Source organism: Vibrio sp. 10N.247.310.23, assembly GCF_041467155.1.
Lineage (GTDB): Bacteria > Pseudomonadota > Gammaproteobacteria > Enterobacterales > Vibrionaceae > Vibrio > Vibrio crassostreae_C.
On record NZ_JBFSTZ010000026.1, the window covers coordinates 1 to 25,338 of the forward strand.

Sequence of the window (25,338 nt, forward strand, 5' to 3'; positions counted from 1 at the left end):
CGCTGATACCGATGGCTCACACTTAGCGCCACTTGCGATGAATGTGGATCCGAACAACAAGTCATACAACACAGATCCAAATACGGTAGTCGGTACTTACTTTGTAGAGTGGGGTATTTACGGCCGTGATTACACCGTTGATAACCTACCCGCTGACAACTTAACCCATATCCTTTATGGCTTCATCCCAATTTGTGGTCCGAACGAATCAGTTAAATCAGTAGGCGGTAACAGCTACAACGCACTCATGACAGCTTGTCAGGGTGTTAACGATTACGAAGTGGTGATTCATGACCCTTGGGCGGCTTTCCAGAAAAGCTTCCCTCAAGCGGGACACGAATACAGCTCACCGATCAAGGGTAACTACGCAATGATGATGGCGCTCAAACAGCGTAATCCTGATTTGAAGATCATCCCATCGATTGGTGGCTGGACGCTGTCTGACCCGTTCTTTGATTTCACAACTAAAGCCAACCGTGACACCTTTGTAGCGTCTGTTAAGAAATTCCTTAACACATGGAAATTCTACGACGGTGTGGATATCGATTGGGAATTCCCTGGTGGTGGCGGTGCTGCTCCAGACCTTGGTGATCCTGTAAATGACGGCCCAGCTTACATTGCACTGATGGCAGAACTTCGCGTGATGCTAGATGAGCTAGAAGCGGAAAACGGTCGTACTTACGAGCTCACTTCTGCGATCGGTGTTGGTCACGATAAGATTGAAGACGTGAACTACGGCGATGCTATCCAATACATGGATTACATCTTCGCAATGACTTACGACTTCTACGGCGGTTGGAACAACGTGTTAGGTCACCAAACAGCACTAAACTGCGGTAACTTCATGCGTCCTGGTCAATGTGATGGCACAGGCCTTGATGAAAATGGCGAACAATACACAGGCCCAGCTTACACCACAGACAACGGCATCCAACTGTTGCTTGAGCAAGGTGTTCCAGCGAACAAGCTTGTGGTTGGTACAGCGATGTACGGTCGTGGTTGGGAAGGCGTATTACCATCATCACTCACCGATCCGAGCGACCCTATGACAGGCGTTGGTAACGGCAAACTGAAAGGCAGCTCTGCGCAAGGCGTATGGGAAGATGGCGTTATTGATTACAAAGGCATTAAAGCAAACATGCTTGGCGCGAATAACCAAGGCATCAACGGCTTCGAATATGGCTATGACGAAATGGCAGAAGCGCCTTACGTTTGGAACCGCACTTCAGGTCAGCTAATCACATTTGATGATGATCGCTCTGTAAAAGCAAAAGGCGCGTACGTTCGTAGCCTTGGCCTTGCGGGTCTATTCTCTTGGGAAATTGATGCAGATAACGGCGACATCCTGAATGCAATGCATGAAGGCCTAGCGGGCGGTACAACTGATCCTGTCAACCGCAAACCAACGGCAGCTGCAGGTACAGACCAATCGGTTGAAGGCCCAGCTTCTGTTTCTCTAGATGGCAGCGCTTCAAAAGACAGCGACGGTACAATCGCGAGCTACGCTTGGTCTCAAGTCGGCGGTACAGCAGTAACACTGGCGAACGCTAATGCTGCGGTTGCGAGCTTCGATGTTGTTGAAGTCGCTCAGCAAGAAACACTAACCTTCAGCCTAACGGTAACGGACAACGAAGGTGCTACTTCTACTGACACCGTTGTTGTAACAGTAAGCCCTAAAGATACAGGCCCAGTAAACACAGCACCAGTAGCAGTGGTTACGGCTCCGGCTGAAGTGAATGCAGGTGATGTAGTCGTGGTTGATGCTTCGGCTTCAAGCGATTCAGACCAAGACACATTGACCTTCACGTGGGATGTACCTGCTGGTATCGATGCAACGGTTCAAGGTGCTTCAGTGAGCTTTGTCGCGGCGGAATACACGCAAGATACAACGCTGAACTTCTCTGTAACGGTCAGCGATGGCACAGAGACATCGGTAGCAGCTACTTCAGTGAAAGTTCTTAAGAAAACCACAGGCGGCGGTACGTGTACTAACGCTTGGGATTCAGGCGCGGTTTACACTGGTGGCGACCAAGTGACTCAAGGCGGTAAGGTTTGGGAAGCGAAATGGTGGACAACCGGTGAAGATCCAACAACGACAGGCCAATGGGGCGTGTGGAAAGAGATCGGCCCAGCAAGCTGTGCTAACTAAAAATAGGATTGAGCTAAACACCAACTAAGCACCTAAAAGCAAGGCCAACCAGATAATGTCTGGTTGGCCTTTTTAATGTTTGTTTTCTTAGCTTTGAGCTTACGATCTTTTTACTGGCGTTCTACTGACTTGCGCTCGTTGTGCTTAGCCAATTAAGTTATCAAAGCTCTCGAATACTTGTGGACACTTCATTACTCGCCCGTGACCCTGTCCTTGAGTCGCAATCAAGGTAACGCGACCCATTTCATTAGCAGCACGCTGAGACACATCAAACTTAGTAAACTTGTCTTGCTCATCATGAACAATGATCGTCTGAGACTCACGAAGCGCTAGCTTTCCATATGGATCAACAGACTGAATTGGATAGTTAAACTGCTCTTCCACTTCACCCACGACCGCCTCAAACAACTTCATTGAGTAACCTGAACGAGCCACGCTGCCAAATAGATTTTCGAGGTAATCCAACACAGGTGCGATAAGCAACAGCGGCTTGTTTTCCAATTTAACGTGCTTACACTCCAACGCAGAAGCGGTACCCATGCTGTGACCGACCAAACCTGCCACTTCACCCACCGAATCTAGAACAGCTTCTAAACCATTCACAAACGCTGGGATATGACCATGCACGCCATCGCTGCCACCATGAGCAGGATGGTCGTAAGCCATTGCAGTAAAGCCTTTAGCAGCGATGTGTTCCATTAAAGGAAAGAACTGACTCGCGGTGCCTGACCAACCGTGGGTAAGCACCCAAACTGGACCAGTACCCAAAGAATACGTTTTGATAACGCCATCACGACCTTCGATTTCACTCTTGATAAGCCCTTGTGGATCCGCATTTTTTTGCTCGGTACGCATCGGAGTGAGCAGCAGTTTACGTGCCGTTTTCTTTGCGTGGCTCGGCGCTAAAATGTAGTGCAAATTGGTTGTTGCGCCAATTAAGCTGCGCTTGAAGCTAAATTTGTTCGATGTATTGAAATAGATTTTGTCACTCATGACCGTTCCTTGTATCGCCATCATTATTGGCGGATCGAGCTCGGCCCTAAAAATCGAACGACCGTGCTATTTTTTGATATAAAAAATGGCGCTACTGCGATTTATCATCGCTTACCACCACTTCTCTAAAATTTTGTTGTAAACCTTACTTCAGCAAGACTCACATGATTTGCGAGTTAACCTGTTGTATGTATTAAACCGCTTTCCAACTGGCTACCAAGCGCTCGACACCACTCCAAAAATGAGTGTGGCTCGCTTGTTGGCCTCGTAATGAGTAGAACAAGTTCGCACTTAAATAGAGACCGTACAACTCGAAGGTTGCCTGTTTCGGGTCTAAATCGGCTCTGAATTGTTTGCTCTCCACCGCTTTTGCTACCTGAATCGTCAAGTAATCAATCCACACTGAAATGGTTTTCTGCAGTGCCTTCTGAATCACAGAGGTTTCGCTGCCTGCATCTTTCCAAGCATCAATAAACATGCAGCTGCCTTGGAACGAGTGGTTCCAGCCCAGCCAGTTATCGAGCAGCTGCTTCAATTTCGCTTCAATATCACCATCACCCAACTCTCTCGCAGGAATGATGACTCTTTCAGTGAATATGGCGTTGGAATATTCGAGTACAGAGAGTTGCAGGTTCTCTTTAGAGTTGAAATGCGCAAACAATCCACTCTTAGACATACTACACTGCTTGGCTAATTCGCCAATCGTCAAACTCTCAAGACCATTCTCACTCGCAAGTGCAAATGCATGGCTCAAAATATACTCTTTAGTTATCTTTCCTTTGCTCATTATTCACCAATAATAAATCTGATGCTTTATTTTTAGCACGTTCGTACTTTTTTTCAAGTTTTTTACTTAACCCTTGGTATTCATTTTGTATTATCAAAGAATTGTGGAAAAATGCGACAGTATTCAAAGGAAATTGAAATCGACTAACAAAGGAAAAAGAATGAACACACTTTGGGAACAGTTTGCGTTTTCGGCGTCAGTAACAGGCCCTATCTGTTTAATGCTGTTTCTCGGTGTGATGCTCAAGCGAATCGGCTTAATCAATGACAATTTCATTGATGTCGCATCTAAGGTCGTATTTCAAGTCACCTTACCAGCAATGCTATTTCTTAGTATTGTTCAATCAAATCACAATTTTTCAGCCAGTAGCGCGTTAGTGGCGTTTGGCGTCATCGCAAATTTTATCTTTTTCTTGTTCACGATTTTCTCAACCAAATTAGTATTTAAAGGTTCGAAAGATCAAGGTGTGATTGTCCAAGGTGGATTCCGCGCTAATACCGCGATCATCGGCCTCGCCTATGTGGCTAATATCTATGGCAACCAAGGTGTGGCATTGGCGGCTATCTATGTCGCATCCCTAACCGTGCTGTATAACATTCAAGCTGTGATTGCACTGACACCCAAAGGCAAAGACACCGGCGCGAAAGCCATTAAAGTCATCGTCAAGTCCATCACCAAAAACCCGTTGATCATCGCTATTTTCTTAGCGGTCGTCTTCTATGCGCTTTCAATTCCGATTCCAAAAATGGTGGCTGACGCTGGGCAATACTTTGCCAATATGACATTACCTTTGGCCCTGCTCTGTACTGGCGGGTCGCTGGATATTAGCTCGCTCAAACAAGAAAAGTTGTCGACGTGGTTCGCCTCTAGCTACAAGTTAATTGCCTCACCGTTACTGATTACATTGGCAGCTGGGTACTTGGGGTTTGAAGGGCTCGATCTCGGGCTTATCTTCTTGATGAGTGCTGCACCAACGGCAGCGGCAAGCTATGTTATGGCTCGTGCAATGGGAGGAAATTCAACCCTGGCGGCTAACATCATCGCTCTCACGACCGTTGTTTCTCTTATCACTTGCACACTAGGTATTTTTGCACTCACCGCAATGGGTTTAATATAGCTGCGACAGGCTTCAAAAAACCGACACAAGCCCTGAAATAAAGGTCATAAGCCTTGATTTAGGACTAACTGGTTGGGCATAAAGGCTGCTAGATTTCGTAAAAATTTTACTAAGAGATCTGATATGTCTTCCGTTCAACATACGCCTTCACAACACATCGCCAGTATCGAGTTAGGCCGAGTGATTGCTATCTTGGCGATCATTGGTTTACACGGCCAAATGGCACTCACTTATTGGCAAATAGATGAAGTGCCTTGGATCGGTTATGTGCTCAACCAAGCCGCTCGTTTTGCGGTACCTCTGTTCTTCCTGATTTCTGGTTACCTTATTCAGCCCAAGTTGGCTGCATCGCCATGGGAAACCGTCCTGAACTACTCTAAACCGCTGCTTAAGGTTTGGTTGGCATGGAGCATCATTTGCTTAGCGATGCCATTCAATCTCGCGAAGGTAGAAGAGTTTGGCTATCTAGGTGAACGTGAAGGCTATTGGGGTTTCTTAATGAGCACTCCTCTTAACTCATTCTTAGAGGGCGGTCTGGTGCATTTGTGGTTCATTCCAGCCCTTGTTTGCGCAGTGTTGATCATCGCTTTATTGATTGAATTGAAACTCAACAAACTGCTATTACCGATCGCTATTGCACTCTATGGCTATGGTGTTTTGGCAGGAAGCTACGCAACGCTAACCGGGTTGGATGCACCCTTCTTCACGCGTAATGGTCCGTTCTTTGGCACGTTAATGGTGACCTTAGGTTTCCTTATTCGTCAGAATCAATGGAAGGTGTCATCAACTAAAGCGTTGGGGTTATTAGCGTTAGGCATGTTGATTCACTTTGCTGAGGCGGCATGGCTCACCACGTTCGACGTCGGATTCAACATGAATGATTTCTTGTTTGGCACGGCACTATGGGGGATGAGCGTGTTCATGTGGCTTTTGGCTAATCCAAACATCGGTGATTACGCTTGGGTTCGTGCCATTTCAAATCGCATGCTAGGTATCTACGTTTGCCATCTGCTGATCATTATCGTGCTGTTCAATATCTGTGGCGTTTTAGGCATTACGGAATTGGCAAAAGACATTACGGTATTTTTTGGCACCGTATTGTTGAGCTTCGGGTTGGTTGTTGGAATCGAGAAAACGCCACTGCGACGCGTGCTACTTCGCTAGCTAAAACTATCCGCTAAATCAGTTTTAAAGAGCAACAAAAAATAAAGGCAAGATAACGGATTATCTTGCCTTTATTTCATCATGTCAGTAGCGAGACTGTATCACTCGTTGAAGTGTTATCGGAACGCCATTGCGCCCTTGCCAACACCTTCATAAGCGACGATTTGTAGTGATTGGCTCTCTGCTAGGCTAGGCTCAACTTGATCCGCAATATAGCCCGCAAGTAATTCCACCGTGGTATCCGTCGGCAAGATATCTGTTTCACTCTTAGCAATCGCTAGCTCAAATTCGCCTTGAGGTGCGGTGTAGCGAAAGCCATAGTGACTTTCATCATTAACACTTTTCGCGTGTTCACTCAGGTTAAGTGATGAAACTGAAACTTGGTCTTCTTTAGAGCCTAAATAGATGTCTTCCCAACGCTGAGCAAATGCTTGTTCGCGTTGCTCGTCACGCTGACCATCAACCACGATTTCGACTGGAGAACGGTGACCATGCGCAATACGTTGACAGTTGCCATCATGCTTTTTCAAACCATGGGTATAGTGGTAGAACGCGCCATTAATGTTCTCATGACGTAGGGTGATCTCTAACCCGGTGACGTTACTTGGTAGGTTATCACGCAGAATATGATAAACATGTGCGGTCACACTCTCGATGGTGATCGCTTCTGCATCAATCAGGCAATATGCTTCATCAGGGCAATGTAAATGAAGACTCTTGTCACCACGCAACACATCAACCTTAGAGTAGCCCGCTTTGCTCGCTTGAAGAACAATTGCAGCGCTTTGCATTGGCAGTAGCAAACGGTGATCAACGTGCTCATCAACGAGGTGTTTGATCTGCTTTTTGACCTTGCTAAAATCCAGCACCATGCTCATTTCATTAAGTTCACCAGACATGGTGACATCTAAAATCCAACTATCTCCTACGACCCCTCTGTGTTCACAGATGTATGAAGAATCGATAACGGTAAGGTCTCTTACAAATAGGTTCAAGTTGAACTCCTTAATACTTTAATGAGATACGGGAGGCTGAATAATGCTCAGCAGGCACTTCGTCTCATTGATGTCTGATAAAATAGGACGGGCAGGATGTTACAACGAGCTAATAAAGTCCACCTTTTTACACCGTCATTCGAGAAATGAACAAACTACGCTCAATTTCCGCTAAAACATAGGCCAGCCTGATGCCAATAGCCATATTGCAGGTAGGGATGGCCAGCGCTTTACGACACATTTTGCTTTAGCCATAAACGTGGCGACATTCCCGCGACATGCTGAAAAGCACGCGAGAATCCAGAATAACTGTTGTACCCCACTTCGTCCGCCACCCAATTGATGGGCTTGTTTTGTAACAGCAAAGACTGAGCCACAGACACACGCCACTTTTGGACATAATCACCCGGAGTTTCGCCCACCTCGCGCTTGAATGCTTCAATAAACTGAGTGCGAGACATCGCGGCCAGTGACGCCATTTCGGCAAATAAACAATGCAAGGCTGCGACAAATGCCTGTGTTCCGTGTGAGCGCTAGACAAGCTCAACTCCCCCGCGCTCAATACATGAAGGTGGCCCTCTTTACCTTGTTGCGCGTTAAATGACGATACTCCACACAGGTTTCCAGAATAGAAAACGCCAGTGCGTATCGAGAAGTGTTCCATTAGTTGTGAAAGCAGATCCATGCATCCTCCGAACGATTCGCTTAGTTTTTAGTTCTTTTGTCCCTCTATAGACCGGACGAGTGGGCTAAATTATTTCAAACAAGATAACCAACACTGACAAGGAACTTGATATGTCACACATGAAATCGACCAGTCAAAAAATCACTCTAATGGCCGCGTTACTAGGCACCAGCTTTTCGTTAATGGCAGCAGACCTTGATATGAGTGTCGACAGCAATAACCTCGCAATTAAAGGCTATGATCCTGTCGCTTACTTTGCCAATGAAGGTCCAGTAAAAGGCACATCTGAGTTCACAGCGACCTATAAGAATGCGATCTATAACTTTGCGAGCAGTGAAAACAGAGATGAATTTCGAGCCAATCCAGAAGCCTATGCCCCTCAATATGGCGGTTACTGCGCGTTTGGAGTAGCCATGGGTAAGAAGTTTGAAACCGACCCTCTCGCTTGGAAGGTGGAAGATGGAAAGTTGTATCTGAACTTAGACAAATCGGTTCAGAAACGCTGGCTGGAGAATACACAAGAGTTCATCCAAGACGCCAACAGCAACTGGACAACCATCAAAACCGTAGAAGCCTATAAGCTCTAGCCTACAGCGCTTATCCATTGCCCAAGAATAAAACGGAAGCGACCGAACGCTTCCGTTTTCATTGGGATTTTCCCCAAAGAGGCCAACCCAAAGCGATTGGCAACACCTACTAAGTCCATTTCTATTCTATACTCCTAGCAGATAAGCTTTTCTTTTTATGGAAGAATAATGACATTACCTAAGATTTTGGTACTCGGCCTCTGCGCCCTATCGACACTGACTTATGCCAACCCATGGCAGTTCGTCAAAAGTGAAGATGGCATCATGATTGATAAAAGGCCACACAGCGAAGGCTTGGTCGAAATACGAGCACAGATGCAAACGCCCACCACTTACTCCGGTTTTTTACTGTTATTGGAAGACAGCGAGAACGTGCCAAACTGGATAGACAATGTGTCGCAAAGCCGTGTCTTGATGCAGATATCTGAGGCAGAAAACATCGTCTATACCCAATTCAAAGCGCCTTGGCCTGCTAGAGATCGCGATATGGTGACCTACTCAAAGTACAGCATCGAGGATGGGCAGTTTGTCTTGTCGATAAAGGATGCGTCTAACTATTTGGCGAAAGAATCGGGGTATATTCGAATTTACGATGTGGACGCACTTTGGACGCTGCAACCGCTCACTAATGGCAATACTTACATCACCTACACCGCATATGCGAACGCAGGTGGCATCTTGCCCAATTGGTTGATGAATAAGTTATCGATAGGCAGTGCGCTGAGCACGTTTAAGGGGCTGAAAGAACAGCTACCAAAATACCAAGGCCAGCAGCACCCCAACCTGCCAAGTGAGTCTCGTTAGCGGTACAAGTAAATAGGTAAATAAGGTTAAAGACTAAGGTCTTCTTGCTAGGTCGCGAGCTAAGATAAGCGCTAAACCAAACACCTGAAGAAACAGGGCGATGTTCTTATAGAAAGCCATTTTCTCATCAAGCCTTTGGATCAACTCAACCAAAGTTAGATTATCCAAATAGTAGTCATCAATTCGTGATCGTTGCGATTCTTGGGCATTGTTTATCAGCATCATAAGCTTAGGTAAATTAGCCAACGAGATGGCCGGCACCTCGTCACTCACCCAACTCCGAAGTTGTCCGCGAAGCGCTTCATCAAGAACTGTGGCAGGTTGAGCGATTTCTGGGGATAGCTTATCAAGGTGAATCAGAATCGCTTCACGCTTACGCTCTAAGGTTTCGATCGTATTCCAGGACAGTTGTATAGAGTACACATTACCGTATTTACGATCGTTGTATTCCGATTTCTCCGCTTCAATTTTGTCCAACACCAAGCTCGACATGACAATCGCCATGATGTTGAGTATTAGCCCTGCAAGGACAATCGCCCAAGCAGGAGGAAGGCGCAATGCCATAATGCTCCCTAGAACATTTTATCAAAAGGTAGGTAAGCTAAGTTTAGGACAATCAAAGAGATCATGCAGATAAGCGTTAACACCATACCCACTTTTCTGCCTTTGAAATTCTTCGCTAAGATCCCTTTAGCGTGAATCACTCGCCCCAGAATAAACGCCACACCAATGACATGAATAAGCCACACACCAGCCCCATTCATCTCTAGCAACCCCATCAAAATCACCGTGATTGGGATGTAATCCATCGCGTTACTTTGTGCCGAACGTGCTATCTGTAACGACTCAACACCGCCATCGGCATGAGCAACAAGATTGATTCGTCTTTGCTTAATAACTTCAATCGCCAACCAAATCATTACTACCGTCAGCAGAGCTGCGTAAAGTGCTGTAACCATCATATTTCCCTATTGTTTTGTCTTAACTCAGTGTTCTTTTCTATCTTTTCGACATTAACCGCCAAGATAAAATAATAATCACGCCCGAGCACTTGTAAGAGATCTCTCACACCGAACGTAAGAGATCACAATCAAGCTTCGCAGAAAATTCCTAAAATACAAACCCAACCCCTTGTTTTGTATGAATCCACGCATATTTCTTTCGGTTAGTGAGTACATTTATTTCTTGAGGTGGATTGTGAGTAAAGCCTCTGCAGTGTTTAATACACATGTCGACAGGGAGTTGGCAGGAACAGGAAAAAGCCTAACGGATTAGGTATCTTCAGGATGAAGATTTGATGACTTAGGATGAGTTATCAGCAAGGAAGTTTTGCTCTAGGATAGAGTCGCTTGTCAGGATGATGAGTTAGCAAGGACACCGCTAGGAAGGCGATGAATTGGATAGGTTAAAGGATTTAGCCAAGTCAAGGAACGATGCAGGGAGCACCAGTTACCTATTGAAAGATAAGTAACGCGCAGTAGCAGGATGGCTACGAAAAGAATAGACCCCGTTTGGTGAAAGCCAAACGGGGTTTCCTTTTTTTTTAGCGTTTGAAAAGTCTCATTGGCAATTCATTTACCATAAACCCTAAAAAGTTTCGAGAACTGTCATTCTACAAAAGTTATAGAATAATATTCATCAAGAACATCGCACCAAACGCATTCAATACTGAAATCGCGATCATCACTGGAATATAGCGACCTTCAATACCAATTGGTCCCATGATACGTCCCATGTATTGCACCAACAAACTTGAAGATAAACATCACAGCAACCGCTAGGCCAATTGACGAAGTTACCGCCAAAGAACCATCCATAACTGGAAGGGTGAACAGTACTGTACCTGAAGAGAAGAAGTTAACGATCGCCCCGCGCCAGCATCAGTACTTTGAAGCGACGCAATCAATGCTAAGCCTGAGTTGCCAGGAGTATCCATCAAAGCTAATACTTTCGCCACCGTCTTTCTTTTTCACTATAATCTATTGAATTATTAAGATATCTATCACACTGCACATGGTTATTTAGGTCTACGCTTTTACCCGTGTTAATAACTTATTAACTTCGGAGCGTAATCCATGTTAGGTATCCAGCTTTCTGCTGTTCTCTCTTTATTATTTTTTTCTACGGTAGCAGGCGCTGCCACTTCTCAGTTGGGAGAGCCACTTAAGCTAACCAGTTCATTTGCTGGCTACCTATCGCTGACTATTTTCGTTGTCGCCTACATCGTGGTGATGATGGAAGAATACCTAAAACTCCGAAAATCCAAGCCGGTTCTACTTGCAGCGGGCCTGATCTGGATAATCATTGGTTTTACCTACCAAGAACACAACCTTGTTGAAGTCGCCAAACAAGCGCTCGAACACAACCTTCTGGAATACGCCGAGCTATTACTCTTTCTGCTCGTCGCCATGACATACATTAGCGCCATGGAAGAGAGAAGACTGTTTGATGCGCTGCAAGCGTGGATGGTAGGCAAAGGCTTCAATTTCCGCTCTCTGTTCTGGATAACCGGTATTCTGGCCTTCTTTATCTCGCCTATTGCCGACAACCTTACGACAGCTCTATTGATGTGTGCCGTTGTTCTCAAGGTTGCAGGCTCTAACCCTAAATTCGTTAATCTCGCTTGTGTGAATATCGTGATAGCCGCCAATGCTGGCGGCGCGTTCAGTCCATTCGGTGACATCACAACGCTAATGGTGTGGCAGGCTGGTTATGTGAGTTTTAGTGAGTTCATTCCTTTGTTTATCCCTTCGGTGATGAATTACCTCGTCCCTGCGTTGATCATGTCTTATTTTGTACCTACGACTCAGCCCGACACGGTTCATCAACACGTTGAATTAAAACGTGGTGCAAGACGAATCGTATTCTTGTTCATCATGACAATAGCGACCGCGGTTGCTTTCCATGCCGTACTCCACTTCCCTCCTGTGATGGGGATGATGATGGGACTCGCCTACCTGCAGTTCTTTGGTTATTACTTACGTAAGACTTTACCCAACTCACTCGCGAAGAAAAAAGCGGTGGCGATCGCCAATAACGATGAAGGCGCCCTGAAACGACTCGGTTCTGTTGTGCCATTCGATGTATTTCGAAGAGTTTCGCATGCCGAATGGGACACGTTGCTGTTCTTCTACGGCGTCGTAATGTGTGTCGGTGGCTTGAGTTTACTTGGATACTTGGAATTAGCCTCGGGCGTGATGTATAGCCAATGGGATCCAATTTGGGCCAACGTCATGGTGGGGATCTTATCGGCTATTGTCGATAACATTCCGGTGATGTTTGCCGTGTTATCCATGGAACCCCAAATGTCGATGGGCAACTGGCTACTGATCACCTTAACCGCAGGTGTCGGTGGTAGCTTGCTATCTATAGGCAGTGCAGCAGGTGTGGCATTGATGGGGGCGGCGCATGGAAAATACACCTTCTTTGGACACCTAAAATGGATGCCAGTGATCTTGATTGGCTATGCCGTCAGTATCGCCGCTCACCTATGGCTGAATGGAGATCTTTTCTAATTCGAACTGTCTTTCAAAGGCTTCTCAATAAGTGTCCAGACGTTACTCAATTGTATCGCTGGGCATTGGTTGCAAGTTAGCATCTCGCCCTGTTGTTGAATGCGCATCACTAGTCTAGAGTCAGTTCGACTGCTTCCAGAATTGAACTCAATGGTGATCAAGTCATCATCAACACGATAGGTTCGAGTAACGGAATTATCCGTTGTTTGATAAGTCACTTGCCCGGATTCAAAAAGTAGATAACTGTCATTATCTGCGTTCTCATACATACCTTTGAACAGAGCAAGTTGTGGTACTTCGAAGGGTCGACTGGTGTCGGTTAAACAGCCCGTCAGCAATAGTGCGCTACTGCAGCAGAGTATAAGTGAATGATGGCTATTCATTTGGGCATCCTTGCCTAGAGAACATAGTCAAAGAATATGCAACCAAATTGATATTTCCCAGAAAGCGTTGATTTTAATGCAAAGTCATATTTTAAGAACCACTCGCCTTCACCATTAAGTAGTACGAGATATTCAGCCAGCATCTCGACAGGCTCATGGCTAAATCGCTTGCTAGTCTTGCTCTCTTCCCTCTATCACCAATAAGTGCTGTTTACGTTCTACGCCACCTGCATAACCCGTCAGTTTGCCGTTTTTACCAATCACACGGTGACACGGCACAATCACTGAAACCGGATTTTTGCCATTCGCCAAACCCACAGCACGAACGGCTTTCGGATTGCCTATCGCATCGGCCAGTTGTGCATAGCTCCAAGTCTCTCCATAAGGAATGGTCGTCAGCGCCTGCCAAACCGACTGCTGAAATGGCGTGCCCTTGGCTGCAATCGGCACAGAAAACTGAATAGCTTCGCCCGAGAAATAGCGATTAAGCTGCTCGATAGCCAATGCAAAGATCGGAAAGCTATCATCTTGAACACCCAACGGTTCCGGCTTGGTGGTATGTGTCTCGAACCAAAGGCCGAGCAAGCCTTCATCGTTCGCCTGTAACGTCACGGTTCCCAATGGGCTCTCATAGTAAGTAAAACGGTTGTCCATGATATCTCCTAGCTTAGTATTCCGATTAAGACTGATTCCAACAGTGGAACGTGGCGTAACTACCCCAAGGCGAAACACTCTCCGTGTTGATGGCGGGGCGATGCTCAATAAACTTCTTCACCACCAAGTCACCAACCAACAGATGATTAGGTTCGCTTAACCCGCGAAGCAGTGCATATTGAATAGTCCAAGGCCCAATCCCTTTTAGCTCAATCCATTTGGAAGGATGCTCAGCTTCATTGTCGACCATGTATTCGGCAAAACGCTTTAGGGTCTCTTTGCGGCTTCCCGGCATTCTCAAGAAGCTAACATCAGCGTCCGCTATCTGTTTTGGTGTTGGGAAGCTGGCTTTCTCATATTCATCAGAAAGCTCTTTGACCAATAAGTTAAGCTGACCAATCGCCGCGGTTACCGAAACTTGCTGTCCTAGAATCGCTCTCACGCCTGCCTCCCAAGCACTCCACACGCCAGGAATACGGATACCACTCTTAGCTACCAAGTTAGGATCGATAGTCGTAAAGAACGTCTCAACCTTGGCAATATCGACATCAAGATCAAACATACGGCGGATATTCGCAATCAAGCTTCTTAATTGGCTTATATCATCCAACTCGAATTCAATATCCAAGCGGTTATCTTTGGCTAAAGTCGCCTTGAACCAACCCTTTGACCCGTTCACATTTACCGTGCGCTTATAATAATCTTCGCCAACGCCTTCTAAGCCCTCAATCATTCTTCGTCGATAAAACCTCAACAAGTGGTTCCAATCTAAGGGTCCATGAAAACCAAGCTGAATATGATTACTCTGAGTGTCACTTGGCTTCGCTCGCCTAATTTGGCTTGGCGAAAGCTGCAGCTCTTTTTGAAAGGCATCATTAAAACGGCGCGTACTATTGAAGCCACTAGCAAAGCCGACATCAGTAATGCTCATGCTACTGGTGTGCAGCAACTGCTTGGCAAACATCAATTGACTGTACAGACTATATTGCTTGGGTGACACGCCGATGTAATTGTCGAATAAGGTTCGTAAATAACGATCTGAAATACCTAACCGCGTTGCAAGGTCGACGATAGATCCTGAATTCAGAGCGCCATTATCAATCAACTGCATCGCACGTAAGAAAGTGGTTTCGACGCCCTTCCAAGCCGGCGAAAAAGGTGCGCTGTCTGGTCGACAACGTAAACAAGGACGATATCCCGCTTTCAATGCTTGAGCTTGATGGGAAAAATATTCGACGTTTTCTTCTTTGGGTGGTGTGGCTGGGCAAATCGGGCGACAAAAAATTCCTGTCGTTTTCACCGCTGTAAAAAACATCCCATCAAAGCGAGCATCTCGTGCATATCGAGCCAAATGGCACTGCTCACTGGTTAAACTGCTGTTGTGATTGATCTTTTTCGACATGCCGTACTCTTCCCACTTACCATAGCGTTTGATCCGATACCTAAAAGTTTACCGTGAACCACCATTGTCGCTAGCCACTTTCGGAAGCGAAGGTCAGATAAATCACAAAAAAGGGTTTTAATTTTATTCAATTCGACTAAATTTAACCTAGAGAGGACATTCTTCTCACAACGTCAACGATCGGTACTTAGCACGCCAAGATGCAGAGACCTATCGAATATAAAAAGGAAAAGGCTATGGTTCTACACACATGTCGTATTGTTTTATCAAATCAACAGGTTCTCACCAGTCAATCAGTCGAGCAGTCTCTAAGCTTTCTTGAAGACAAAGCGGACAACGGGATTTCTATGATCGAGATTGACGCAACGGATGGCAATCAAATCCATTCGTACATGTCACACTCTCTTGAAGAGTCTATTGAGAATCTAATGAACCTATAGGGCTTTTAATAAAGGCTACACATACCAGGCTTAAACGATATTTATGGAATTAGAAACGATCTCTAGTTCCGAAAAGAAGTACATTTCTGGTTTAAAACAAAAATGGCTCCCAACTATACAATTAGTTGGGAGCCATTTTTTATTGAATCTAATCAGCAAAGCCACTGCTTACCGCGAATGCCGTTACTCAGGTGCTTGTTCAGCGGCTTGCTGCAATGTGTAAGCCGTCGATGGGTCAATCTCATTAACCAACTTCTCAACCTGCATGATCGCATCAACCGAGGTACTGCTTTTACGGTAGCTCAGATAAATTGGGAGATACCAGTCTTCAACCCCTTTCACCTTGTGCAGCTGACCCGAATCGATAAAAGGTTCGACTAGAGACACCGGAAGATACGCACTGCCGCCTTTCTCTAAAATGAAATCGAGGGCGATACGGGCTGTAGAGGTACGTAGGTACGGTGCTGGCACTTTAGGGTGACGTTCTGCGTGTTCAGAACCAAAGCGCGTTCCCCAATCCACATAAACATACTTATGTTGAAATACAGATTCCAGATCATCTTGCTGCGTTGATACCAACACCAAAACCAAGTCAGCGACTTTTTTACAGTTCAGCTCTTCTGCTTTGATCTGATCGAACGCGAAAGCCATATCTAAGGTTCGTTCTAACAAATTACGGTTCAGTTGCTCGCGCCCCATCACCTCTGCCATAAAGCCGTAACCACCAAAAGAGTCGGTTACCACACTTAAACAGTTTTGCAGATACGCATCCCAAATATTCGGCGTGCCGCCCAGCGTTAACTGCAAGGCTTTACCACTCTCTAACGACAGCTCAAATTTGGCTTGTTGTAGGGTGGACACCATCACTTCGGCATAACCAATCAAACGTTCACCGGAAGATGTGAGTTTGATGTTATTGCGGTCACGAATGAAGAGCTGAGTATCAAAATAGCCTTCAAGCTGTTTGATCCGCGCACTCACCGCCGCTTGTGTTAAATACAAGTTTTCAGCTGCACGCCCAAAATGGCGCACCCTTGCAACCTCAAGAAAGGTTCTAAATACTTTCACATCCATCAAATACATCTCTGTAATAAATCTGCTAACTAGCCGATCTAGGATTGTTTATCGTAAAGGCAAAAACATTTTGTTTCCTATTTTAGCCTTTTAACAATATTTTCGCGTGAGCAATAAACACTAATTTCTATCTAACCACATTACTGAGGCTGATATGTCTGAGACCGAATTCCGACACGGAAAAAAACGTTTTTATGACACCATTAAATTCCCGAGAGGGTTCGCTAAGTCGGGTGATTTTACTCTTTCAGAAGAGGAAATCCTAACCTTGTTTGGTGACACTATGCTTGCACTTGAAACTGGTGAACTAGCACCAATCAATGCAGAAGAAAAACACTTCATTAAAGTGTTGTCTCACCCTCATAAGGCAAAGTCCAAGTTAGAGCGTGTTTGGTTGAAGTACATTCAACTGGCTCGTGGACGCCGTCGCTTTCACACCCTAAACGGCTGCAAACGCGGCGACGTATCTAGGGAAGAATACGAAAGTGAGTTAGTGTTAGAAGATTAGTAAAATCGCTCAAAGTGATACCTCATCACTTTGGGCTTTTTTTTGCCTTCAAACACACATCTTCTTTGTAATTGGTAAGTTTAGCCAACCTATCCATTTTTACCAATATTTATATACAATTCATAGCGATAGCGTGACTAAAACACAGCTCTCGTTCAATCTTATGGGTATTCATCCCACTGAGATTCATCGTTCTTCATCCTGCCCCTGTCTTTTATCACGATAGCGCTCCATTGCCATCATTATTTTTCTAGTTTCAACTATACGCTCAACGCTTGTTTATACTCGAAACACGTTAATGCACCAAAATTCGTCAATGGTTCGAGCGATGCCATTATTGCAATAATCGTATCAAGGCATAGAAACACACCAACCCTTTCAGGTGCTGAATTAGATCAACATTGCTGTATATGACAAACGTATTAATCTTGTTTAACGCCACCAAATATCCATACAATAATTGTGCAATTTTGAGAGTTCCAGTCACAGTTACGACGAAAAAAGCAAAAACTTGACCTAAAACAATAGCGGAACTGGATAACTTATTTTATAATGCGAATTAATGTTTCAGAACACTATAAAATTTTATTTCTAGGGGCAAAATCAATGAGACTTATTCCATTAAGCAACAAAGCTAAAGTAGGTAAATGGGCTGCTCGTCATATCGCAGATTCAATCAACAAGTTCGCTCCAACGGCTGAGCGTCCATTTGTACTAGGTCTTCCTACTGGTAGCACACCTCTAACTACTTACGCTGAGCTAATTGAACTTTACAAAGCTGGCGAAGTTAGCTTCAAGCACGTTGTAACATTCAACATGGATGAGTACGTTGGCATCGACCCTAACCACCCAGAGTCTTACCGCACATTCATGCACGAGAACTTCTTCAACCACGTTGATATCCAAGCAGAAAACATCAACCTGCTAGACGGCAAAGCTGAAGATATCGATGCTCACTGTGCAGCATACGAAGAGAAAATCCGTTCATACGGCAAAATCAACCTGTTCATGGGCGGCGTAGGCATCGACGGTCACATCGCATTCAACGAACCAGGTTCTTCTCTATCTTCACGCACTCGTATCAAAACGTTGACTGAAGACACTCGTATCGCGAACTCTCGTTTCTTCGATGGCGACATCAACCAAGTTCCTAAATACGCACTAACTATCGGTGTTGCGACTCTTCTAGATGCAGAAGAAGTGATGATCCTTTCTCTAGGCCACAACAAAGCTCAAGCGCTTCAAATGGCTATCGAAGGTTCTGTAAACCACATGTGGACTGTTACAGCTCTACAGATGCACCGTAAAGCTATCATCGTTGCTGATGAGCCAGCTCAACAAGAGCTAAAAGTTAAGACTCTACGCTACTTCCAAGAGCTAGAAGCTGAGAACATCCAAGACCTATAATTCCTATAGTCTTGAATAGCAGGGCGTTTTTATAAAGAGAGCGTCTTGAATAGAAAAAGCCACTGAATGTGGCTTTTTTTTGTGCCTGCTGCTTTTGTATTTAATGGGAAGATATTTCGGATATTTTTTAGAAGCACAAAAACAAAAAAGCGATTTCTCAAACAAGAGAAACCGCAATGACGGTATATTCTAAGATGGATAAAACGAATTAAAGCTAGATAAGCTAAATAAACACTTTAGGTGTAAGCTCAAGCGAAAGCTTCAAGCTATGAACTCAATAGCAAAAACTAAGAACTCAGCGCGTTATCTCGGCACAAGGTGTTAATGATGTCTGTAATAGCCAAAACGATCGTGGATTTCACTTTCTGGTTATGTCGACCCAAGAACATTTCTAACATTGGACCAGACATGGTTTTCACCATCTCAGGGTCGTATTCAATAGGCATAATACGCTGAATAGCATGTACTTTGTTTAGCTCAAAGATGATATCCACTTCAGTAAAACTGGTGTCATCACCCTGTATTTTCGCCCATTCTTTTAAGGTCACGAAAATCTCTAAGTCGTCATAAAGCTCTTTACTGATCACGCCAAGCCCCAGAAGCAACTTTCCGCGTATCATTATTTCCCCTAGCGGCCCGCCACTATTGAGAAGAGGTTCTACAACGAACTTAATCGCAGTATCGTCTTTCTTGAAAATATTTTTTAAAACCGAATCTACCGTATCATCCAATGCATCATAAGCGGCCATCAGGCAAGCGCCAGCACTCTCAGCCTCGGAAAGTGCTTCGAGTAATTCTGTTTCATGATTAGTTTGTATTGGCATAACGGCTCGGCAATAAGAAAGTGCCACAGGAGTGGCACTTTGGTGGTTTATCATTTCAATGCTAGATAAGCTTGTTCCGCTAGTTTAACAACTTCTGAGTCACTATTCAGCTCAGAATAATATGCTAATGTCTCTGCAAAGCCTTTTTCTGCAAACATTGCCTGAAGTTCAACCGCTTGAGGGTCATCTTCGTTCTTATAATGGAACGCTGCCGCAATCGCTTTTACTAGGTGAGCGTTTGGAAGGCCGTATTCTAATGTGCCGTTCAGTGGCTTAACCAAGCGATCTTGTGGGCTCAGCTTACGAATTGGTTGACGACCAACACGATCTACTTCATCACGTAGGAATGGGTTTGCAAAACGACCAAGGATTTTTTGGATGTATGCAGCGTGAGCTTCAGGATCAAAACCGTAACGCTTAATAAGTACAGCACCACTCTCTTCCATTGTTGCTGTTACTTCAGCACGGATTACGTCGTCTTCAATAGAGTCTTTGATTGTCTCATGACCCGCAAGAACGCCAAGGTATGCCGTTACTAGGTGACCAGTGTTAAGAGTAAACAGTTTACGCTCAACGAAAGCCATTAAGTTATCAGTGCATTCCATTCCTGGGATGTTTGGGATATCACCCTTAAATTGTGTTTGATCTACAATCCATTCGCTGAACGTTTCAACCGTTACTGCTAGAGGGTCTGTCTCGCCAGCTTCTGCCGGTGGAACAATACGGTCAACCGCAGAATCAACAAAGCCAATGTGCTCTTCAGTGAACGCTTTCATTTCATCAGAAAGGTGCTCTAACACGGCTGCTTTTAATTGGCTAGTACCGCGAACCATGTTCTCTGCCGCGATGATGTTCATTGGTGCAGTGTTGTTTGCTGCTGCACGCTTTTCAATGCCTTGAGCGATAGACTTAGAGATGATTTTAAGAACCGTAGGGCCCACTGCAGTCGTCACAAGATCAGACTCAGCAATGCAATCTACTACTGCGCTTGTCGCTGAGTTTACTGCTGTCACGTTCTTAACAACTTCGACAACACACTCTTCGCCAACAATCTTAACTGGGTATTCTTGGCGTTCAATTAACGCATTTACAACCGTTTCATTTACGTCAGCAAACGTAACCTTCATACCAGCATCAGAAAGAAGCTTACCAATGAAACCACGACCGATATTACCTGCACCAAAATGTAACGCTTTCATAATTTTGACCTTATAAATATTTGAATCTAGATAGCTAACTGCTCAACAACATGCCTTGACGATGTGCCCTAGGCATTAAGCAGTAAGCTATTCAGACTGAATCTTGTTAGAAAGATTAAGACCGAAAATGAGGCCAGTAGGGGGATACCGGCCTCCTTCACTCAGGAGCTTGACTAGAGCTTTTTAGTTTCCGTTGAGAATACGTAGAACATCAGCAGGGTTTGTTGTGTTCTGTAGGCATTCCACAGCTTCTTCATCATCGAGTGAATTGGTAATCGCCATCAGCACCATGTTGTGCTCATCGCCTTGTGCGGCAATACCGATAACCATCTTCGCGATATCATCTTCATCTTCGCCCCACTGAATACCTTCAGGGTACTGACAGAAAACGATGCCGGTTTTTTGTACGTACTGTTTCGCTTCGATTGTGCCGTGTGGTACTGCGATAGACTCACCTAGGTAAGTAGACACAAGCTCTTCACGAGCAAACATGCCATCTACGTATTCTGGTGATACGTTGCCAAGTTTTACTAATTGTTCGCCAGCAAACTTGATTGCGTCTTCTTTTTGAGTCGCTTTAAGGCCAAGGAAGATGCTGTCGTCAGTGAGTGCAAGCTTGTTGCCTTCTTGCGCTGGAGCTGCTGCAGGAGCCGGAGCTTCTACTTTCGCTTCACCACTTTGAGCATCGACAAGCTCGGCAACTAGTTGGTCGTATACGCCGCCGTCTAGGAAGTTGCTTAGAGACATATGCATCGCACCTGGCACAGTGCTACGAGCACGGTCTGTTAGGTCTTTATGCGTAATAACGATTTGCGAATCAGCCGGTAGGTTGTTGATTGCGTAATTGGTTACTTCAATGTCTAGGCCAGCTGTTGCTACTTTCTTACGTAGTAGACCTGCACCCATTGCACTTGAACCCATACCCGCATCACACGCTACATAAACTGCTTTTACATCCGCTAGGTTTACGTTTGCTTCTGCTGCTGCACCTTTAGAAGACGCTTTCATGTCTTTCATTTGTGCAGAAGCTTTCTCTAGTGAATCTTCCTCATCATCTTGCGCTGATGTTTTAAGAAGGATTGACGCTACAACAAACGATACTGCCGTTGCTGCGATAACAGATAGAATCACGCCGATGTAAGAGCCTTTTGGCGTCATCAGTAAGACTGCGAAGATAGAACCTGGAGATGCTGGAGAGATAAGGCCAGAATCGAACATTACGTTAGTGAATACACCCGCCATACCACCTGCGATTACCGCAAGAATTAGACGTGGGTTCATTAGAACGTAAGGGAAGTAAATTTCGTGGATACCACCTAGGAAGTGGATGATAGATGCACCAGCAGCAGATTGCTTCGCGCTACCTTTACCAAACACCATGTAAGCAAGTAGAAGACCAAAACCAGGACCTGGGTTTGCTTCGATTAGGAAGAAGATAGAGCGGCCCATCTCTTCAGATTGCTGGATACCTAGTGGAGAGAAGATACCGTGGTTGATTGCGTTATTTAGGAATAGAATTTTCGCAGGTTCAACAAAAATAGATGCTAGAGGTAGTGCACCCGCTTCTACCATTGCGTTTACGCCAGCCGCAAGTCCGCCAGACAGAATCTTAACCGCAGGACCAATCACGATGAACGCGATGATCGCACAGATCATGCCGATGATACCCGCAGAGAAGTTGTTCACTAGCATTTCGAAACCACTCTTCACTTTACCGTGAACAGCTTCATCGAATTTCTTAATTGCGATACCACCTAGTGGACCTACAATCATTGCACCCATGAACATTGGGATATCAGTACCAACGATAACACCCATTGTTGTGATAGCGCCCACTACCGCACCGCGGTCACCACCAACCATTTTACCACCGGTGTAACCAATCAATAGTGGCAGTAGGTATGTAATCATAGGACCAACCATTGATGCTAACGTTTCGTTAGGCCACCAACCCGTTGGGATGAATAGTGCAGTAATGAAACCCCACGCAATAAATGCGCCGATGTTTGGCATTACCATATTGGATAAGAAACGACCAAAGTTTTGAACCTTAATCTTTGCTTCTGGTGATAACATAGGTAGAACCCCGTAATGTATTGGTTGGTCAAATGACCGAAAGTGTGTACTCAAAAGTCGATTAAAATGTATCACAACATTTCCAAAATGCACCTTAGCCCAACTTTCGTGATAGCCATCACACACGAAAAACACTTTCGGGTTAACAAGCACACCTTAGATCACAAAAACACCATGAATTTAAATTACAAAGCCAAATTAATGAGAATAGATATCATCAACACACGATCTAGATCACATTTTATTTTGTAATACTTAAAAATAAATAGTGATTAAAATCACATTTAATAAAATATAGCATCTAGGATCTATATAAACCGTATAAAAGAACATCGTGTCACGTATATAAAATATGCACCCAGATGAGCAAAATCGCGATACATGTAATTTAATTACAGGTTGAGCTACATTTTGCTAAACATACAAAACGAGACCTAACGCTCTACTAAAAACATAGACCACTGAACTGCAGTTAGCATTGATAGATGTGATATGGTATTTACCAACGCTATCGCATCATATATATATCCAACACCCATCAGCTGATCACTCCGCTATTTGAGAAAAGACTATGTCAGACAAAATTTCCACATCCGCACTCGCTAAACAAAAAGGCATAGAAGCTAAAGCTTTATTTAGCGATCTAAAGACAGCGGGCTATATAGTGCGTTCACAAGAGCGTTGGATTCTCACAGAACGGGGAGAAAGCTTTGGTGGGGAATATGTCGAACACAAGAAGTTTGGTGTCTTTATTGTCTGGCCAGAGAAACTGCTTATCGATTTGGACTCATTCTCAGGAAAAACACTCACCGCCACCCAGCTTGGCAGTGCCTTTCAACTCAGCGCAAAGAAAATCAACTTACTGCTCAACGAGCTTGGTTGGATAACAAAAGAAGAAGACGGTTGGCATGTCACCTCTACAGGCTTAAAAGCCGGAGGTGAACAAAGAGAAGACAAAGCGACTCAAAACTTATTCGTGGTATGGCACGACTCATTGGTTCGCAATAAACGTTTAAAGCAGTCTGTTGTTGAATTCCTAGGGCATGATGCTGAAAGCCACTCGACCGATGTGTCATTCTCCAGTTTTCGTCAGAAATTTGAGGCGAAGCACCGAAGCTTAGACGGGCATTATGTTCGATCAAAGGGAGAGCTGATCATTGATAACTGGCTTTATATGGCAGGAGTGGTCCATGCGTACGAGCGTCCGCTTCCGATATCAAAAGAAGTGATCAGCGATTTTTATCTACCAAGTGGCAAAGTATACATCCAGTTCTGGGGAACTGATTCTGCGCCAATCGCCGAAAATAAACGTGAAGCTACGAGAAAAATCTATGAAGAGCATGGTTTTGGTTTAATCGAAATCACGCCAGAAGATATCCCCAACCTAGACAGCGTACTTCCGCCATTATTGCGCCAATATGGTATCAAAGCGTACTAAGCTACTGAATCTAGAGATTCCACCTCCATTAAGATCACACTTATTGAATCATTATGGACATTATTAACCATAGTGATTTGATATGTTCGCTATTTTTCCCGAGTCATTCTTCTATTATCTTACACCCATCGACTTGAGCTACCGCAGATACTCGATTTATTGGGGCATGTTCGATAACTATTTAGACGTTCAATCTATTGAGATTCGTTTAAATTGGTTATCCGTTTATTGTTGACGTAACTGAACATAAAACCCTACAACATTTATTATTGATAGATATTAGGATTCAACATGACTCATCCAATCATTACTGATCTAAACACTCGTTACACAGCTAAAAAATACGATGCAGAAAAGCGCATCTCTGCGGAAGACATGGAAGTAATCAAAGAAGCACTTCGCTTGTCAGCTTCTTCTATCAACTCTCAGCCTTGGAAATTCATCATCATTGAGAGTGACGCAGCAAAACAACGCTTCCACAATACTTTCGAAAACATGTTCCAGTTTAACCAACCACATGCGAAAGAAGCGTCACACACGATCCTGTTTGCTCACGATCCTAAGTACACTAAAGAGAAATTCGCGAAGCGTGCTGATACAGAAGTAAGCTCTGGTCACTTACCAGCTGAAATGTACGAGCAATTCTTAGGTGCTTACGCATTCGCAGAAATGAACACAGACGAAACAGGTTTCAACGGTAACTGGACTAAGTCTCAAGTTTACATCGCACTAGGTAACACACTGCACACACTAGCTCGTCTAGGTATCGCTTCAACACCTATGGAAGGTGTAGATGCAACTATGATCAGCGAAGAGTTTGCTGACGAACTAGAAGGTCACGTTGTTGATGTAGCGCTAGCTATCGGCTACCACAAAGACGGCGAAGACTACAACTACGGCAAACCAAAAGCGCGCCTAGCTCTTGATGAAGTCGTTACAACACTTTAGGGCGTGTTGACCTTTCGTGGTTAAATTTTGTTCGGATGGGGACGCCTAGTCAAAAGCGTTTTAATCGCGGTGAGGGAGAAGTAGCCTAGTCATTCTAAGCAAACCTCCCTCAACAAAGAGTAAAACGCTTTTTGCGGGGGCGCCCAGCTCGAACCCTTCGGGCAGCGTTTGCTGGTCATTTCTACTGCG

Annotated in this window: 24 protein-coding genes and 2 pseudogenes; 11 read left to right on the forward strand and 15 right to left on the reverse strand. The window is 44.7% G+C overall.

What is annotated here, in order from left to right:
- A partial coding sequence (locus tag AB6D93_RS18110) for a glycosyl hydrolase family 18 protein (RefSeq protein ID WP_372159183.1) occupies window positions 1-2,149 on the forward strand: 2,149 nt, incomplete at its 5' end.
- A 144-nt stretch (window positions 2,150-2,293) separates the two neighbouring features.
- On the opposite strand, the gene AB6D93_RS18115 is transcribed toward AB6D93_RS18110, so the two are convergent.
- Together AB6D93_RS18115 and AB6D93_RS18120 are read right to left on the reverse strand one after the other, a co-directional pair.
- Window positions 2,294-3,142: an alpha/beta hydrolase gene (locus AB6D93_RS18115; RefSeq protein WP_029221922.1), complete on the reverse strand. Its 849-nt coding sequence runs from the start codon at window positions 3,140-3,142 to the stop codon at window positions 2,294-2,296.
- A 193-nt stretch (window positions 3,143-3,335) separates the two neighbouring features.
- A complete protein-coding gene (locus AB6D93_RS18120; protein WP_102332291.1) occupies window positions 3,336-3,929 on the reverse strand; it encodes a TetR/AcrR family transcriptional regulator in 594 nt (197 codons plus the stop codon).
- Window positions 3,930-4,089: 160 nt separating this feature from the next.
- Here AB6D93_RS18120 and AB6D93_RS18125 point away from each other — a divergent pair, with 160 nt between their 5' ends.
- Window positions 4,090-5,046, forward strand: coding sequence for an AEC family transporter (locus AB6D93_RS18125; protein ID WP_017065068.1), 957 nt, complete (start codon window positions 4,090-4,092; stop codon window positions 5,044-5,046).
- A gap of 123 nt (window positions 5,047-5,169) precedes the next feature.
- A complete protein-coding gene (locus AB6D93_RS18130; protein WP_102332292.1) occupies window positions 5,170-6,210 on the forward strand; it encodes an acyltransferase in 1,041 nt (346 codons plus the stop codon).
- A 116-nt stretch (window positions 6,211-6,326) separates the two neighbouring features.
- Here AB6D93_RS18130 and AB6D93_RS18135 read toward each other — a convergent pair whose 3' ends face one another.
- The gene (locus tag AB6D93_RS18135; protein ID WP_102332293.1) at window positions 6,327-7,205 is read right to left on the reverse strand and encodes a 6-carboxytetrahydropterin synthase; all 879 of its coding nucleotides are present in this window, start codon (window positions 7,203-7,205) and stop codon (window positions 6,327-6,329) included.
- A 230-nt stretch (window positions 7,206-7,435) separates the two neighbouring features.
- Window positions 7,436-7,890: pseudogene (locus tag AB6D93_RS18140) on the reverse strand (helix-turn-helix domain-containing protein).
- 110 nt (window positions 7,891-8,000) lie between these two features.
- Between AB6D93_RS18140 and AB6D93_RS18145 the strand changes: the two are divergent.
- Window positions 8,001-8,477, forward strand: a complete 477-nt coding sequence (locus AB6D93_RS18145) for a YHS domain-containing (seleno)protein (RefSeq protein WP_017067245.1) — start codon at window positions 8,001-8,003, stop codon at window positions 8,475-8,477.
- On the opposite strand, the gene AB6D93_RS18150 is transcribed toward AB6D93_RS18145, so the two are convergent.
- Window positions 8,474-8,596: a hypothetical protein gene (locus AB6D93_RS18150; protein WP_017061529.1), complete on the reverse strand. Its 123-nt coding sequence runs from the start codon at window positions 8,594-8,596 to the stop codon at window positions 8,474-8,476. The genes AB6D93_RS18145 and AB6D93_RS18150 overlap by 4 nt on opposite strands.
- A gap of 49 nt (window positions 8,597-8,645) precedes the next feature.
- On the opposite strand from AB6D93_RS18150, the gene AB6D93_RS18155 reads away from it, so the two are divergent.
- Window positions 8,646-9,281, forward strand: a complete 636-nt coding sequence (locus AB6D93_RS18155; RefSeq protein ID WP_017065073.1) for an START domain-containing protein — start codon at window positions 8,646-8,648, stop codon at window positions 9,279-9,281.
- A gap of 33 nt (window positions 9,282-9,314) precedes the next feature.
- Here AB6D93_RS18155 and AB6D93_RS18160 read toward each other — a convergent pair whose 3' ends face one another.
- The 3 genes and pseudogenes from AB6D93_RS18160 to AB6D93_RS18170 all read right to left on the reverse strand — a co-directional run.
- On the reverse strand, window positions 9,315-9,845 hold the full coding sequence (locus AB6D93_RS18160) for a hypothetical protein (RefSeq protein ID WP_017094217.1): 531 nt from the start codon (window positions 9,843-9,845) through the stop codon (window positions 9,315-9,317).
- An 8-nt stretch (window positions 9,846-9,853) separates the two neighbouring features.
- Window positions 9,854-10,240 carry an MAPEG family protein gene (locus AB6D93_RS18165; protein WP_004732742.1) on the reverse strand — a complete coding sequence of 129 codons (387 nt, stop codon included), beginning with the start codon at window positions 10,238-10,240 and terminating at the stop codon, window positions 9,854-9,856.
- 780 nt (window positions 10,241-11,020) lie between these two features.
- Window positions 11,021-11,247 (reverse strand): annotated as a pseudogene (locus AB6D93_RS18170) (YjiH family protein); the annotation flags it as partial.
- A 109-nt stretch (window positions 11,248-11,356) separates the two neighbouring features.
- Between AB6D93_RS18170 and nhaD the strand changes: the two are divergent.
- The gene (gene nhaD / locus AB6D93_RS18175; protein ID WP_102332294.1) at window positions 11,357-12,796 is read left to right on the forward strand and encodes a sodium:proton antiporter NhaD; all 1,440 of its coding nucleotides are present in this window, start codon (window positions 11,357-11,359) and stop codon (window positions 12,794-12,796) included.
- Here the strand turns inward: nhaD and AB6D93_RS18180 are convergent.
- The 3 genes from AB6D93_RS18180 to AB6D93_RS18190 form a co-directional block, all read right to left on the reverse strand.
- Window positions 12,793-13,179 (reverse strand): hypothetical protein, encoded by a 387-nt coding sequence (locus AB6D93_RS18180; protein WP_102332295.1) that lies wholly within the window; start codon window positions 13,177-13,179, stop codon window positions 12,793-12,795. The two genes, nhaD and AB6D93_RS18180, sit on opposite strands and share 4 nt — an antisense overlap.
- 171 nt (window positions 13,180-13,350) lie before the next feature.
- Window positions 13,351-13,833, reverse strand: a complete 483-nt coding sequence (locus tag AB6D93_RS18185) for a methylated-DNA--[protein]-cysteine S-methyltransferase (protein WP_017061521.1) — start codon at window positions 13,831-13,833, stop codon at window positions 13,351-13,353.
- A gap of 25 nt (window positions 13,834-13,858) precedes the next feature.
- The gene (locus tag AB6D93_RS18190) at window positions 13,859-15,235 is read right to left on the reverse strand and encodes an AlkA N-terminal domain-containing protein (RefSeq protein WP_102332296.1); all 1,377 of its coding nucleotides are present in this window, start codon (window positions 15,233-15,235) and stop codon (window positions 13,859-13,861) included.
- Between the two features lie 236 nt (window positions 15,236-15,471).
- On the opposite strand from AB6D93_RS18190, the gene AB6D93_RS18195 reads away from it, so the two are divergent.
- Entirely contained in the window at window positions 15,472-15,675 is a 204-nt protein-coding gene (locus AB6D93_RS18195; RefSeq protein ID WP_017061519.1) for a hypothetical protein, read from the forward strand.
- 183 nt (window positions 15,676-15,858) lie between these two features.
- On the opposite strand, the gene AB6D93_RS18200 is transcribed toward AB6D93_RS18195, so the two are convergent.
- Window positions 15,859-16,749, reverse strand: a complete 891-nt coding sequence (locus tag AB6D93_RS18200) for a LysR family transcriptional regulator (RefSeq protein WP_017061518.1) — start codon at window positions 16,747-16,749, stop codon at window positions 15,859-15,861.
- Window positions 16,750-16,903: 154 nt separating this feature from the next.
- Between AB6D93_RS18200 and AB6D93_RS18205 the strand changes: the two genes are divergently transcribed.
- Together AB6D93_RS18205 and nagB are read left to right on the forward strand one after the other, a co-directional pair.
- Window positions 16,904-17,257, forward strand: a complete 354-nt coding sequence (locus AB6D93_RS18205) for a DUF413 domain-containing protein (RefSeq protein ID WP_017061517.1) — start codon at window positions 16,904-16,906, stop codon at window positions 17,255-17,257.
- Window positions 17,258-17,863: 606 nt separating this feature from the next.
- Window positions 17,864-18,664 carry a glucosamine-6-phosphate deaminase gene (nagB, locus tag AB6D93_RS18210; protein WP_017057618.1) on the forward strand — a complete coding sequence of 267 codons (801 nt, stop codon included), beginning with the start codon at window positions 17,864-17,866 and terminating at the stop codon, window positions 18,662-18,664.
- A 287-nt stretch (window positions 18,665-18,951) separates the two neighbouring features.
- Here nagB and AB6D93_RS18215 read toward each other — a convergent pair whose 3' ends face one another.
- The 3 genes from AB6D93_RS18215 to AB6D93_RS18225 form a co-directional block, all read right to left on the reverse strand.
- Window positions 18,952-19,488 carry an MltR family transcriptional regulator gene (locus tag AB6D93_RS18215; RefSeq protein WP_022571110.1) on the reverse strand — a complete coding sequence of 179 codons (537 nt, stop codon included), beginning with the start codon at window positions 19,486-19,488 and terminating at the stop codon, window positions 18,952-18,954.
- Between the two features lie 50 nt (window positions 19,489-19,538).
- Window positions 19,539-20,687, reverse strand: a complete 1,149-nt coding sequence (locus AB6D93_RS18220) for a mannitol-1-phosphate 5-dehydrogenase (RefSeq protein WP_102332297.1) — start codon at window positions 20,685-20,687, stop codon at window positions 19,539-19,541.
- Window positions 20,688-20,870: 183 nt separating this feature from the next.
- Entirely contained in the window at window positions 20,871-22,763 is a 1,893-nt protein-coding gene (locus AB6D93_RS18225; protein ID WP_017066361.1) for a PTS mannitol transporter subunit IICBA, read from the reverse strand.
- A gap of 571 nt (window positions 22,764-23,334) precedes the next feature.
- Here AB6D93_RS18225 and AB6D93_RS18230 point away from each other — a divergent pair.
- Window positions 23,335-24,201, forward strand: a complete 867-nt coding sequence (locus AB6D93_RS18230; RefSeq protein WP_017070219.1) for a hypothetical protein — start codon at window positions 23,335-23,337, stop codon at window positions 24,199-24,201.
- 291 nt (window positions 24,202-24,492) lie between these two features.
- On the forward strand, window positions 24,493-25,149 hold the full coding sequence (locus tag AB6D93_RS18235) for an NAD(P)H-dependent oxidoreductase (RefSeq protein WP_102332298.1): 657 nt from the start codon (window positions 24,493-24,495) through the stop codon (window positions 25,147-25,149).
- Window positions 25,150-25,338 lie beyond the last annotated feature (189 nt).